Below are 12,974 nucleotides of genomic sequence, written 5' to 3'. Positions count from 1 at the left end.
TTCCTGCAGGGTAGCGCCTAACACAGGCTCATGCCCAGTTGCATGAGCGCCAGCCCGCCCTTGTGCCAGCCCCACCACACCAAGGCCAGCAACAGCAGCCCGGCCAGGGCCAGCAGGCTGCGCGCCAGTTGCCGGTTCATGCCGCCTGCGCCTGCAACCGGGCCACCGGGCGTTCGCGCACCGGCCAGTTGAGCGCGGCGGCCAGCAGGCTGAGCAGGATCGAGATCTGCCAGACCAGGTCGTAGCTGCCGGTCTGGTCATACACCACACCGCCCAGCCAGCCCCCCAGGAACGCCCCCAGCTGATGGAACAGGAACACGATACCCCCGAGCATGGACAGGTTGCGCACACCGAACAGCGTGGCCACGGTGCCATTGGTCAGTGGCACCGTCGACAGCCACAGCAGGCCCATGGCGATGCCGAACAGGTAGGCGCTGACCTGGGTCACCGGCGCCCACAGGAACAGCACGATCACCACCGCCCGCAAAAGGTACAACGCGGTCAGCAGGCGCGGCTTGGACATGCGCCCGCCCAGCCAGCCGGCGGTGTAGGTACCGACGATGTTGAACAGCCCGACCAGCGCCAGCACCGTGGTACCGGTAATGGCCGGCAGGTGCTGGTCGACCAGGTAGGCCGGCAGGTGCACGCCGATGAAAACCACCTGGAAGCCGCAGACGAAGAAGCCCAGGGCAAGCAACCAGAAGCCAGAATGCGAGCAGGCCTCGCGCAACGCCTGGACAAGGCTCTGATCGGCGCCCTGGGCAGGCATCGGGTTGTCGCGCAAAAGGCCCACCAGCGGCACGATCAGCGCCACCATCAGGCCCAGCACCAGCAGCGCCGCCGACCAGCCCAGCCACTGGATCAGGCCGAGGGTGCCGGGCAGCATGGCGAACTGCCCGAACGAACCCGCCGCGCTGGCGATGCCCATGGCCATGCTGCGCTTTTCCGGCGGCACGGCACGGCCGACCACGCCGAGAATCACCGAGAACGACGTGCCTGAGAGCCCGATGCCGATCAACAGGCCGGCACTGAGCGACAGCGACCAGATCGAGTCGGCCATGCCCATCAGCACCAGCCCCGTGGCGTACAGGATGCCGCCGATGATCACCACCTTCGCCGCGCCCAGCCGGTCGGCCAGCGCGCCGGAGAACGGCTGGGCCAGGCCCCAGATCAGGTTCTGCAGGGCGATGGCGAAGGCGAACACCTCGCGGCCCCAGCCGAAATCGGCACTCATCGGCGCCAGGAACAGGCCGAAGCCATGCCGCACACCCAATGACAGCGCAAGGATCAGCGCCGCCCCCAGAAGCACCCAACCGCTGGTCCGCCATACGGAAGTCATTGTCGTTGTCTCCAGCACATCGCAAGGTTTATGCGGGTATATACCCGCTTATGATCGTAATGAATCAAGCCAGCCGCTCCAGTAGGCGCACCAGTTCGTCGCGCTGGCCTTCGCCCAGTTGTTCCACCAGTTGCTGCTGGGCCTGCTGCCAGGCCGGGTACGCCGCTTCAAGCCGCGCCTTGCCCGCCTCGCTCAACAGCACCAGCCGATTGCGTTGGTCATCGCCGTCGGCCAGGCACACCAGCCCCTCGGCCTCCAGCACCCGCAGATTGCGGCCCAAGGTGCTGCGCTCAAGGCCCATGGCCTCGGCCAGGCTGGTGATGCTCGGCCGGTCGAGCCGCTGCACATGGCGCAGCAGGGAAAACTGGGCGACATTGATGCCGAAGCCGGCAAGGGCCTCGTCGTAGTGTCGGCTCACCCCACGGGCAGCACGACGCAGGTGGGTACAGATGCATTCACTGGTCAGCATGGTTACGTGTATATACCCGCAATATGGATGTTGCAAGAAGTTTCATTGCCGCCGTCACGGCTGCAGGCGCCGGCGGATCGGCTCGAATTCCCGTGTGGCCTTGCGTGGCAGCGGGTCCGGCGCTCCCTGTTCGATCGCCTGCCAATACCGCCAAGGCACCTTGGCCGCACCCAGTTCGTAGTCCATGCCGTCCCAGCTGTCTTCACGGAAGCTGTAGAACGCCCAATGCAACTGCTGGCGGTCGAGCACCGTCAGCACGTCCTCCAGGTACTGCCGACACCCAGGCAGGCGGCGCATGCAGCCGAACTCCCCGACCACCAGCCGCGAGCGCGGCAGCCCGACCGACGCGGCCCAGTCCAATGGCTGCTGCAGGTACCGCGCGACCCGTTCGCCATCCCACTGCTGCACCTGCCCGGCGAACGGCACCGGCCCCGGGTAGGCCAACGGCTGCAGGCGGGCCATGTTCGGCGCGCTGGTGGCGGCATAAGGCTCATACATGTGCACGCTATACAGCACGCGGGGGTCGTCCGGTATCGACGGCCAGTAATCGAAAGCATCAGCGGCGGCGTACCAACCGGCATCGAGCATGACCGGCGTCTTTTCGTCGACGTCGCGTATGGCCGCCAGCAGTTGCCGGTAAAGAGCCGGCAGGTCGCGCGCAGTACCCTGCTGGCCCAGATACCACTGCTTCATCTGCGCCGCAGTGGCGTGCTCGGCCAGGCCACCGTGTTTTTCCGGCGCGGGCTCGTTGATGAGGTTGTAGGCGGCGATGGCCGGGTGATCCCTGAGCGCCAGTGCCAGGTCACGCCAGAACCGTGCGGACTGGTCCCAGAAGCGCTTGTCCTGCCACAAGCGGTCATCGAAATGCCCCTGGTTGTTCTGCGCCCAACGCATGCCCGGTAGCGACAAGGGCGTGATCACGACTTTGAGGCCCGCCGCGTGGGCACGGTCAAGGACTTCCAACAACTGTTGCAGATCGGCCTGCGCCAACCCTTGATAGTCATCCGCCGTGCCCAGGAGGAAATCGCGTGCCGACGGCCGCCACTTGTCATAGGAAAGCCGCACCCAACTGGCCCCATAGCCCTTGAGCGCATTGAAGTAGGCCTGGTCGGGGGGCAGTCGATTGAAGCTATTGCCGCCGTGGCGCGGCAGGCTCCAGAAGTCGACCAGGTCGGCGGCGCCCGCGGGCAGGCCGCTCAGGGCCAGCAGGCAGGCGAGGATCCAGTGGCGCATGTGCGCTCCTTGCGAGGGTGGAGCTGCCGAGGATATGTCAGCCCATCAAAGGAAATTTCCGCAACAACCGCAGGAAAATTCACACGCTGACAACCCGCTCAGCGCATCACCGCCAGCGCCACCACCACCGTCAATTCGAGCAGTTCCAGCAGTGCGCCAGCGGTGTCGCCCGTGGTGCCCCCCAGCCGCCGGCACATCAATTGGCGCAGCCAGCCGAATACCAGCAGTGCAGCCAGCAAAGCCGCCATCACTGCCCAACTGCCCGCCATGCCCAAGGCCCCGGCGCAGCCCAGCAGTATCCAGCCAGCGGCCCGGCGCGGCAGATGCTCGGCCAATGCTGTGCCCAGTCCACCCGGGCGCACATAGGGCGTGGTCAGGAACAGTCCGAGCATCGCCGCCCGCCCGACTATCGGCGCCACCACCAGCAGGCCGCCTGCGCCGTCCTCCACCAGTACCCACAAAGCGCAGAACTTGAGCAGCAGCACCAGCACCAGGGTGACCACTGCAATCGGCCCGCTACGCGGGTCCTTCATGATCTGCAAGGTGCGTTCGCGGTCGCCGAAGCCGCCCAGCCAGGCGTCGGCGCTGTCCGCCAGGCCGTCCAGGTGCAGGGCGCCGCTGAGCAGCACCCACAAGGCCAGCAACAGCGCAGCGTGCAAGGGCGCCGCCGTACCCTGGAGCAGATGGCTGGCCAGCCACAGCAGCAGGCCGAACAGCAGCCCGACCGCGGGATAAAACAGCACCGAGCGCCCCATCTGCGCAGGCGTCGGCATACCTGGCAGGCTCACCGGCAGGCTGCTGAGAAACTGCAGGGCAATCCAGAACGGCAGCATCTCAGCCAACCTCGCGCAAATGGCCATCAAGGCTGGCCTCAAGGCGCATCAACGCCCCATGGCCGACCTCGACTTGCAGCAGCTGCTCACGGGGCAAGCCACGCGCCCTTGCCAGCAACAGGCGCATGACCCCGCCGTGGGTGACCAGCAGCACGCGCTTGCCGGCATGCGCGCGGGCCAGGCGTTCGACCGCTGCCACCACTCGCTCGGCAAACGCCAGCACCGGCTCGCCGGCCGGCGGCGTGAAGGCGTAGGGGTCGTTCCAGAACAGCCCCAGAGCATCGGCTTCGGTCTGCATGATCTGCGCCGCGCTGCGGCCTTCCCAGTCGCCAAAGTGCAGCTCGCGCACATCCGCCTCGCGCTGCACCGGCAAGCCCAGGCGCGCGCCCAGCTCGTCGGCGAACAGCGCGCAGCGTTGCAGCGGTGAGCTGACCACGATGTCCCAGGGGCCTGCCTGTGCCACGGCCTGGCGCATCTGGGCCCAGCCGGTAGCGGTCAGAGCATCGTCCAGGCTGCCGCGCAGGCCGCCACCCAGTTCGGTCTCGCCGTGGCGCAGCAGGTCGAGGATCATGCCGGGCGGTCCGCCACCGCCGCTTCGGCGAAGGTTGCCATTTGCCCGTGCAGGGCACAGGCCAGGCGCAGCAGTGGCACAGCCAGCGCCGCACCGCTGCCTTCGCCCAGGCGCAGGCCCAGGGCTAGCAGTGGCTCGGCCTGCAACGCGGCCAGCAGCATCTTGTGGCCCGGCTCGGCGCCCTGGTGGGCGAACAGCAGCCAAGGGCGGCATTGCGGGTTGAGGCGTACCGCCACCAGGGCGGCGACGCTGCAGATGAAGCCATCGACCAGCACCGCCACGCCGTGCTGGGCACAGGCCAGGTAGGCGCCGGCCAGCGCGGCGATCTCGAAACCACCGACACAGGCCAGGGCCTGCAGCGGTTGGTCGGCGCGCAACCCGTGCAGTACCAGCGCCGCCTCGATCACCTCGGCCTTGTGCCGCACACCGGCGCTGTCCAGGCCGGTGCCCGGCCCGCTCAGTTCACGCGCCGGGCAGCTCAGCAAGGTGCTGGCCAGGGCCGCTGCCGCCGTGGTGTTGCCAATGCCCATCTCGCCGCCGATGAACAGCTGGGCGCCGTCCTCGACCGCACGCAGGGCGCTGTCGCGACCGGCCTGCAGGGCGGCGGCCAGCTGGGTGTCGGTCATCGCCGGCTGGCGGGCGAAGTTGGCCGTGCCCGCGCCCAGGCGCAGGTGGTGCACGCCGGGCAGTTCGAGGGACGGATCGATGGTGCCGAGGTCGACCACCTCCAGACCTGCATCCAACTGGCGGGCCAGTACGCTGATTGCCGCACCGCCGCCGACGAAGTTGCGCAGCATCTGCCCGGTCACCGCTTGCGGGTAGGCGGAGATGCCCTCCTCCACCACCCCGTGGTCGCCGGCGAAGATGCTGATCGCCACCTTGTCCACGCTGGGCCGCTCGCGCCCCTGCAAGGCGGCCAGGTGAATCGCCAGGCCTTCGAGCTGGCCGAGGGAACCGGCGGGCTTGGTCAGTTGCTGCTGACGGGCGCGGGCCTGGTGCATGGCGGCGGTGTCGAGGGATTGGCAGGCATCACGCCACCACATCTGGGTCATAGAGTGGGTCCTTTGAGCATGAGAGGGAGGCCGGCCACGGTCAGCACCACGCGCTGGCAGCGCTCGGCCACGGCCTGGTGCAACAGCCCGGCGTGGTCGACGTAGCGGCGGGTCAGTTCGCCCATGGGCACCACGCCCAGGCCGGTTTCGTTGCTGACCAGGATGATCGTGCCCGGCAATTGCTCAAGGCACGCCAGCAGCGCATCGCGCTCCTGCACCAGGCGTTGCTCGTCATCGAGCATCAGCAGGTTGGTCAGCCACAGCGTCAGACAGTCCACCAGCAGGCAACGGCCTGCGCCGGCTTCGGCACGCAGCACCTTGGCCAGGGCCAAGGGTTCTTCGATCAGCCCCCAGTCAGCCGGGCGGCGTTCACGGTGCAGGCGTACCCGTTCGTTCATCTCGCCATCCAAGGGCTCGCTGGTGGCGATGTAGGTCACCGACAGGCCGCTGCTGCTGGCCAGTTGCTCGGCCAGGCGGCTCTTGCCCGAGCGGGCGCCGCCGAGGATCAGGTTACGCATGGGCAGTGACTCCACACAGCTGGCGCAGATGCGCGGTGTCCAGGTGCTGCTCGACCAGGTCGGCCAGGCGCTCGATATCGCGCTCGCGCAGGGCCTCGTAGTCGATGGCCTGTACATCGGCAAGCCCGGCCCAACGCAGCAGTGCCGCGCACGACTGGCTGCCTTCGAACAGGCCGTGCAGATAGGTGGCGAGAATCTGCCCGTCGGCACTGATGGCACCGTCGCAGCGGCCGTCTTGCAGTTGCACGGCCGGATGCTCCAGGGCCGGGCCACGGGTGACTCCGGCGTGAATTTCGTAGCCCGCGATCGGTGACTGCTCCAAGGCCAGCGTGCCGCTGACGTTGCGCAGTTGCTTCTCGGCCTCAAGCACCGTCTCGTAGTCCAGCAGGCCAAGCCCGGCACTGGAACCGGCCGGGCCTTCCAGGCCGAGCGGATCGTGAACGTCGCGGCCCAGCATCTGCAACCCACCGCAAATGCCGATCAGCTTGCCGCCATAGCGCAAATGCCGGGCGATGGCCGTGTCCCAGCCACGCGCGCGCAACTGCGCCAGGTCACCGCGCACGCTCTTGGAGCCGGGCAGGATGATCAGGTCGGCGGGCGGGATCGGCTGGCCCGGGCCGATGAATTGCAGGTCGACCTGCGGGTGCAGGCGCAGCGGGTCGAAATCGGTGTGGTTGCTGATGCGCGGCAGCACCGGGACTATCACCTTGAGCAGCCGTTCGCCCTTGACCGCCTGGCGCACGTCGATGCCGTCCTCGGCCTCCAGGTGCAGGTCGGTGACAAAGGGCAGCACGCCAAGCACCGGCTTGCCGGTGCGCTGCTCCAGCCAGTCCAGGCCCGGTTGCAGCAAGGCGATATCGCCACGGAAGCGGTTGATGACGAAGCCTTCGACCCGCGCCTGCTCGCTCGGCGAGAGCAGCTCCAGGGTACCGACCAGATGGGCGAACACCCCGCCACGGTTGATATCGGCCACCAGGATCACCGGGCAGTCGACCGCTTCGGCGAAGCCCATGTTGGCGATGTCGCCGGCGCGCAGGTTGATCTCGGCAGGGGAGCCTGCGCCTTCGACCATCACCACTTGATAGGCCTGCTCAAGCCGCTCGTGGGAGGCCAGCACCGCCTGCATGGCGATGGCTTTGTAGCCGTGGTAGGCGACGGCGTTCATGCTGGTGACCGCGCGCCCATGGATGATCACCTGGGCCCCGGTGTCGCTGTTGGGCTTGAGCAGCACCGGGTTCATGTCGGTGTGCGGCGCCAGCCGGCAGGCTTGGGCCTGCACCGCCTGGGCGCGGCCGATTTCGCCACCGTCGGCGGTCACAGCGCTGTTGAGCGCCATGTTCTGCGGTTTGAACGGCACCACTGCTACGCCTTGGCGCAGCAGCCAGCGGCACAGGGCGGTAACCAGCGTGCTTTTGCCGGCATCGGAAGTGGTGCCTTGCACCATCAGGGTGGTCATGCCGATTCCTTTTGATAATCCAGCAGCGCCTCGCGCAGGCGCTGCTCCTGCGCCGCATTGGCCGGCAGGCCGAAGCGCAGCGCCGCCGGTTGCTCGAACAGGCGCACGAGGATGCCGCGCCGGGCGAGGTATTCATATAGTTGCGCCGCACGCTCGGTGGCCACGTACTGGAACAGGTCGCAGCCCCCGGTCGGCGCCAGGCCGGCTTCGCCCAGCAACGCCACCAGCCGCGCGCGGGCCTTGGCGCAGCGGTCGATCTGCATCAGGTGGGCCAGTTCATCGGCCAGGCACACCTTGCCCAGCACCCGAGTCGGGCCGCTCACCGTCCACGGCCCCAGCAGCTCGGCCAGCGCCTGCAGCAGTGCCGGCTGCGCCATCACGAAGCCCAGCCGCACCCCCGCCAGGCCGAAGAACTTGCCGAACGAGCGCAACACGATCAGCCCAGGCCGATCCACATGGCCGCACAGGCTGAGCCGCGGGGTGTTGTCGATGAACGCTTCGTCGACCACCAGCCAGCCGCCCCGCTCTGCCAGCCGGGCATGCCAGGCCAACAGGCGCTCACGGGGGATCAGCCGGCCGGTGGGGTTGTTGGGGTTGACCAGCACCAGCACGTCGAGGCTGTCGATTGCCTCATCGACCTGCTCGTCAGCCAGCTCGACCAGCGTGTGCCCTGCGCGCTGCCAGGCGTGGGGATGCTCGGCGTAACAGGGTGTCAGCACCCCGACTCGCCCAGGCGCGCGCAGCTGCGGCAGGGCCTGGATCGCCGCCTGGGAACCGGCCACGGCCAGCAACAGATCGGCGTGATAGTAGGTGCGCGCCGCCTGCTCCAGGCCGTCCTCGGTTTCCGGCAGTCGCGCCCAGGCCTCCTGGGGAATCGACGGCACGGCATAGGGCCAGGGCGCGATGCCGCTGGACAGGTCGAGCCAACGCTCGCGGGCAATTGCGTACTGCGCCACCGCCCGCAGCAGGCGGCCACCGTGTTCAAGCATTCAGGTAACTCCCCAGGCAGATCACCAGCAACCATAGCCACACCCCACGCTGCACCAGGCTCCAGCCGCGCTCGATGGCGTCGGCGTCGGCCATCGGCCCCTCGCCCAGGCGCGGCCGCTCGTGCAGCTCGCCGTGGTACACCGCAGGCCCTCCCAACTCCACAGCCAGCGCACCAGCGCCGGCGGCCATCACCGGGCCGGCGTTGGGGCTGTCCCACAGCGGCCCCTGCTGGCGCCAGCAGCGCAGCGCCAGGCGGGTCTTGCCGAGCACAGCGTAGGTCAGCGCCACCAGGCGCGCGGGAATGTAGTTGAGTACGTCGTCGATGCGCGCCGCGCACCAGCCGAAGCGTTCGAAGCGTTCGTTGCGATAACCCCACATGGCATCGAGGGTATTGCTCAGGCGATACAGCACCACCCCCGGCGCACCGGCCACGGCAAACCAGAACAACGCGGCGAACACTGCATCGCTGCCGTTCTCCAGCACCGATTCGGTGGCTGCCCGGGCTACCGCGGGCTCGTCCAGCTCGCGGGTTTCGCGGCTGACCAGGTAACCGACGCGGCGCCGCGCTTCGTCCAGGTCACCCTGACGCAGGGCCTGGGCCACCGGCAGCACATGCTCGCCGAGGCTGCGCAGGCCCAGCGCGCAGTACAGCGCCAGCACATCGACCATCCAACCAACGTACGGCAGCCAGGACAGGATCAGCGCCAGCAGGGTCAATGGCACCACGGCGAGAAACCAGGCGCTGACACCATGGCTGCGCCAGCCACGGCCACCGGCGTTCAGGCGCCGCTCCAGGTTCGCCGCCAGGTTGCCGAAGCCCACCAACGGATGGCGGCGTTGCGGCTCGCCGAGCAAGGCGTCCAGGGCCACGCCCGCGACAGTCAGCAAGGCCACGCTCATGGCCGGTCTCCCCAATGGTTCTCGTACAGCATTTCGCTCAGGGGCCGTTGCTCGGCCCAGTTTTCCAGCACCAGCATCGGCGCCGGGTAGAACTCGATCACCGGCCCCAGGCACAGCACCGCCACCGGCTTGGCCCCGGCGGGCATGCCCAGCAGCTCGGCCAAAGCCTGTGGCTCGAACAGCGACACCCAGCCCATGCCCAGGCCCTCGGCACGCGCCGCCAACCAGAGGTTCTGGATGGCACAGGCCAGCGAGGCCAGGTCCATTTCCGGCAGAGTGCGACGGCCGAAGATGTGCGGCTCGCGGTTGTCCATCAACGCCGCCACCCACAGTTCGGCGCAGTCGTTGATGCCCTCGACCTTGAGCTTCATGAATTCATCGGAGCGCTCGTTCAAGGCGTCGGCGGTGCGTACCCGCTCGTCCTCGACCAGCGCCTGGATACGCGTGCGCAGCTCGGTGCGGGTAATGCGGATGAAACGCCACGGCTGCATCAGGCCGACGCTCGGCGCCTGGTGCGCGGCGGCAAGCAGGCGTGCCAGCAGCTCCGGCGCCACCTCGCCACCGGCGAAATGGCGCATGTCGCGGCGCTCACCGATGGCCCGGTAGACGGCCGCGCGCTCGGCGGCGCTGTAGGCGTGGTCGCTCATGGTCGCAGCAGCGCCGCCGCCGCGTCGGGGTTGGAGGGGAAGTAGAAATGCACGTAGGAGGCGGTCAGCCGGCCCAGGCGGTACACCGCTTCGTTGCCACGGCCGCCGTTGGGGCTCAGGCCGCGGGCGATCGGTTCCAGCGCGGTGCTGGTCAGCGAGTGGTGGTAGGTGTGCCCGCGCAGGGTGCCTTCCGGCAGTTCGACCGCCTGCAAGGCCAGGGCGGCCAGGCGCTTCTGCATGGTCGCCTCGCCCGGCAGCAGGCCGAGCAGCGCGGCACGTTCGCCGGCCACGTCGGTCAGGGCATCGAGCAGGTAGAGCATGCCGCCGCATTCGGCCAGCAAGGGCTTGCCCTGGGCATGGTGGGCGCGGATCGCCTCCAGCATCGGCGCATTGGCGGCCAGTGCGTGGTGGTGAAGCTCCGGGTAGCCACCGGGCAGGTACAGGCTATCCACAGCGGGCAATTCGCGGTCATGCAGCGGCGAGAAGAATTCGAGGTGTGCGCCGAGGTTGCGCAGCAGCTCCAGGTTGGCGCCGTAGGTGAAGGCGAAGGCTTCGTCACGGGCCACGCCGATGCGCACACCCTTGAGCGAAGTCGCAAGCGCTGCAGGCGCTGGCGCGGCAAAACTCACCGCTGGCGGCAACGCCGCATCGCAACTGGCGGCGAGCGCTTCGGCGGCGGCGTCCAGGCGCGCATCCAGGTCATTCAGCTCGCTGGCCTGGACCAGCCCGAGGTGGCGGCTGGGCAGCTCGATGCCGCGCTCGCGGGACAGCCCGCCGTACCAGCGCAGGCCTTCGGTCAGGCTGCCTTCGAGCAGTTGCGCGTGGCGCAAGGTGCCGACGCGGTTGGCCAGCACACCGGCAAACGGCAGGTCCGGCTGGTAGCGCGCCAGGCCCAGGGCCAGGGCGCCGAAGGTCTGGGCCATGGCCGTGCCGTCGATCACGGCCAGCACCGGCACGCCGAAGTGGCGCGCAAGGTCGGCACTCGACGGGGTGCCGTCGAACAGCCCCATCACCCCTTCGATCAGGATCAGGTCGGCATCGCGGGCCGCTTCCCACAGCAGGCGACGGCTCTCATCGGCACCGATCATCCACAGGTCCAGCTGGTACACCGGCGCGCCGCTGGCACGCTCGAGGATCATCGGGTCGAGGAAGTCCGGGCCGCACTTGAACACCCGCACCTTGCGCCCGAGATTGCGGTGCAGGCGCGCAAGGGCGGCGGTGACGGTGGTCTTGCCCTGGCCGGAGGCTGGGGCTGCGATCAGCACCGCCGGGCACTGACGTGCTTCACTCACAGTTCAACGCCCTTCTGTGCGCGGATACCGGCCTGGAACGCATGTTTGAGCATGCCCATCTCGGTGACGGTATCGGCCAGTTCGACCATCTCGGGCTTGGCCGCACGGCCGGTGACGATCACGTGCTGCATCGGCGGGCGGGCCTGGATATCGCTGAGCACCTGGTCGAGGTCGAGGTAGCCGTGCTTGAGGGCGATGTTCAGTTCATCGAGCACGACGAACTGGATCGCTGGGTCCTGCAGCAACTGGCGCGACACGGCCCAGGCGGCCTCGGCAGCGGCGATGTCGCGCTGGCGGTCCTGGGTTTCCCAGGTGAAGCCCTCGCCCATCACGTGGTAGCTCACCTGCTCGGGGAAGCGCCGGAAGAACAGTTCCTCGCCGGTGCTGTTGCGGCCCTTGATGAACTGCACCACGCCGCACTGCATGCCGTGCCCCATGGCCCGGGCGAGCATGCCGAAGGCCGAGCTGCTCTTGCCCTTGCCGTTGCCGGTGAGTACCAGCAGCAAGCCGCATTCGTTCGGGGAGTTGGCGATGCGCTCGTCGATGAGCGCCTTCTTGCGCTGCATGCGCGCCAGGTGGCGTTCGTCGCGTTCGGGGGATTCGCTCATCAGGGTTCTCCGCAGCTGTCGCAGCCAGGCGACAGGTAAAAGGCGGGCAGACGGAGAACGCGCAGGGGCCGTGGCCTGGGCCACATCGCACTGCGCATCACCCTCCGTGATGCCGTTGGCAGTTCCAGGCCGGTCTCCGGGCTTGTGAGCGGGCACCTGGCCCTTGCCTGCGCGCCTTCCCGGGTGCTTGCACCCAGTGGCCCTGCGCGGTTTTGCACTCACTTACCGTTGCGGGGGCAGCGCCGGAATCGCGCCTGCTGGCGCCCACCGGCTTCCCAGTTTCACCCTGCCAAACCACGGTTCGCAGGGCACCTGAAACACGCCGCGAAGGTTAGAGGGTTGCACCGGGAGCGTCAATCGAACGTGGGCCGAACTGGCCTGGATCAATGGCCAATCCGTCGGCTTGTGCCACACTGATGGCAGTGATATCACTTAGCCATCAATCTCGCTGACCTCAATGACAATGACAAGGAGCGCCCAGCATGCAAGGCCTGATCATCAACAATACCCACTTCGAGTTCCTGCGCCCGGCGCTGGAGCGCTGGGTCGACTGCATCGATCGTTTCAACCAGCTGCAAGGGGACGCTGACGCGCCCTACTGGCATGGCAGCGCCGCCAACGTCGGCATGCTCGCGGCAGCGGCCTGGCAAGGCGAGCTGGTGGCACTGCAGCAGCACCAGAGCAAGAAGCAACGCGACGAGGGTGAGCGCGAGGGGCGATGCGACCTGTCGATCAGCAACGCCGAAGCCTCTGTGCACCTGCATGCCGGCCAGCGCTGGCCACGTATCGCCCGCCTCGACCTGGCCTCGGCGCTGCAGGAAACCGCCGCCCAGGCCAAGCACATCGGTTATGCCAGCCAGCTGAAGGCCGGCGCGCTGTTCGTCACTCCCTGGAAAACCGGCCAGCACGCCAGCCCCGAAGAGCTTCAGGACCTGGTCGACGACCTGCAGAAGCACACCGCCTGCGCCATCGCCTGGTATTTCCCCTACGCCTACCGCAAGCTGCACAACGAGCTGGGGCAGTACTACCCGGGGGTGGCGCTGCTGCTCAAGCAAGCCTGAGTGGC

General features: G+C 68.2%; 15 protein-coding genes and 1 riboswitch. Of the genes, 1 reads left to right on the top strand and 14 read right to left on the bottom strand.

Annotated elements, in window-relative coordinates; genetic code table 11:
• Positions 1-17 precede the first annotated feature (17 nt).
• From LOY51_RS06740 to cobO, 14 genes are all read right to left on the bottom strand, one after another.
• The gene (locus tag LOY51_RS06740; protein WP_258645338.1) at positions 18-140 is read right to left on the bottom strand and encodes a hypothetical protein; all 123 of its coding nucleotides are present in this window, start codon (positions 138-140) and stop codon (positions 18-20) included.
• Entirely contained in the window at positions 137-1,339 is a 1,203-nt protein-coding gene (locus LOY51_RS06735) for an MFS transporter (protein WP_125857739.1), read from the bottom strand. Before LOY51_RS06735 ends, LOY51_RS06740 begins: the two co-directional genes overlap by 4 nt.
• A gap of 64 nt (positions 1,340-1,403) precedes the next feature.
• Positions 1,404-1,808, bottom strand: coding sequence for a MarR family winged helix-turn-helix transcriptional regulator (locus LOY51_RS06730; protein ID WP_258645335.1), 405 nt, complete (start codon positions 1,806-1,808; stop codon positions 1,404-1,406).
• Positions 1,809-1,862: 54 nt separating this feature from the next.
• Positions 1,863-3,041, bottom strand: coding sequence for a glycoside hydrolase family 5 protein (locus tag LOY51_RS06725; RefSeq protein ID WP_125857738.1), 1,179 nt, complete (start codon positions 3,039-3,041; stop codon positions 1,863-1,865).
• 98 nt (positions 3,042-3,139) lie between these two features.
• A complete protein-coding gene (locus tag LOY51_RS06720) occupies positions 3,140-3,874 on the bottom strand; it encodes an adenosylcobinamide-GDP ribazoletransferase (RefSeq protein ID WP_258645332.1) in 735 nt (244 codons plus the stop codon).
• 1 nt (position 3,875) lies between these two features.
• On the bottom strand, positions 3,876-4,445 hold the full coding sequence (gene cobC / locus LOY51_RS06715) for an alpha-ribazole phosphatase family protein (RefSeq protein WP_125462999.1): 570 nt from the start codon (positions 4,443-4,445) through the stop codon (positions 3,876-3,878).
• On the bottom strand, positions 4,442-5,497 hold the full coding sequence (gene cobT / locus LOY51_RS06710) for a nicotinate-nucleotide--dimethylbenzimidazole phosphoribosyltransferase (protein WP_125857735.1): 1,056 nt from the start codon (positions 5,495-5,497) through the stop codon (positions 4,442-4,444). The genes cobC and cobT overlap by 4 nt, the downstream gene beginning before the upstream one ends.
• Positions 5,494-6,015, bottom strand: coding sequence for a bifunctional adenosylcobinamide kinase/adenosylcobinamide-phosphate guanylyltransferase (gene cobU / locus LOY51_RS06705; protein ID WP_258645328.1), 522 nt, complete (start codon positions 6,013-6,015; stop codon positions 5,494-5,496). The genes cobT and cobU overlap by 4 nt, the downstream gene beginning before the upstream one ends.
• Positions 6,008-7,471: a cobyric acid synthase gene (locus tag LOY51_RS06700; RefSeq protein WP_258645326.1), complete on the bottom strand. Its 1,464-nt coding sequence runs from the start codon at positions 7,469-7,471 to the stop codon at positions 6,008-6,010. Before LOY51_RS06700 ends, cobU begins: the two co-directional genes overlap by 8 nt.
• Positions 7,468-8,460 (bottom strand): threonine-phosphate decarboxylase CobD, encoded by a 993-nt coding sequence (gene cobD / locus LOY51_RS06695; protein WP_258645323.1) that lies wholly within the window; start codon positions 8,458-8,460, stop codon positions 7,468-7,470. Before cobD ends, LOY51_RS06700 begins: the two co-directional genes overlap by 4 nt.
• The gene (gene cbiB / locus LOY51_RS06690; protein ID WP_258645320.1) at positions 8,453-9,361 is read right to left on the bottom strand and encodes an adenosylcobinamide-phosphate synthase CbiB; all 909 of its coding nucleotides are present in this window, start codon (positions 9,359-9,361) and stop codon (positions 8,453-8,455) included. Before cbiB ends, cobD begins: the two co-directional genes overlap by 8 nt.
• The gene (gene bluB, locus LOY51_RS06685; RefSeq protein WP_258645318.1) at positions 9,358-10,008 is read right to left on the bottom strand and encodes a 5,6-dimethylbenzimidazole synthase; all 651 of its coding nucleotides are present in this window, start codon (positions 10,006-10,008) and stop codon (positions 9,358-9,360) included. Before bluB ends, cbiB begins: the two co-directional genes overlap by 4 nt.
• On the bottom strand, positions 10,005-11,300 hold the full coding sequence (locus tag LOY51_RS06680) for a cobyrinic acid a,c-diamide synthase CobB (protein ID WP_258645317.1): 1,296 nt from the start codon (positions 11,298-11,300) through the stop codon (positions 10,005-10,007). The genes bluB and LOY51_RS06680 overlap by 4 nt, the downstream gene beginning before the upstream one ends.
• Positions 11,297-11,908 (bottom strand): cob(I)yrinic acid a,c-diamide adenosyltransferase, encoded by a 612-nt coding sequence (gene cobO / locus LOY51_RS06675; protein WP_125857728.1) that lies wholly within the window; start codon positions 11,906-11,908, stop codon positions 11,297-11,299. Before cobO ends, LOY51_RS06680 begins: the two co-directional genes overlap by 4 nt.
• A 110-nt stretch (positions 11,909-12,018) precedes the next feature.
• Positions 12,019-12,239: riboswitch (cobalamin riboswitch) on the bottom strand.
• 151 nt (positions 12,240-12,390) lie between these two features.
• Between cobO and LOY51_RS06670 the strand changes: the two genes are divergently transcribed.
• Positions 12,391-12,969 carry a hypothetical protein gene (locus LOY51_RS06670; protein WP_125857727.1) on the top strand — a complete coding sequence of 193 codons (579 nt, stop codon included), beginning with the start codon at positions 12,391-12,393 and terminating at the stop codon, positions 12,967-12,969.
• Positions 12,970-12,974 lie beyond the last annotated feature (5 nt).

This window comes from Pseudomonas sichuanensis, assembly GCF_024749065.1.
Classification (GTDB): Bacteria; Pseudomonadota; Gammaproteobacteria; order Pseudomonadales; family Pseudomonadaceae; genus Aquipseudomonas; species Aquipseudomonas sichuanensis.
The sequence above is the reverse complement of the archived record's forward strand: the minus strand, read 5'-3'. Positions and strand labels throughout refer to the sequence as shown.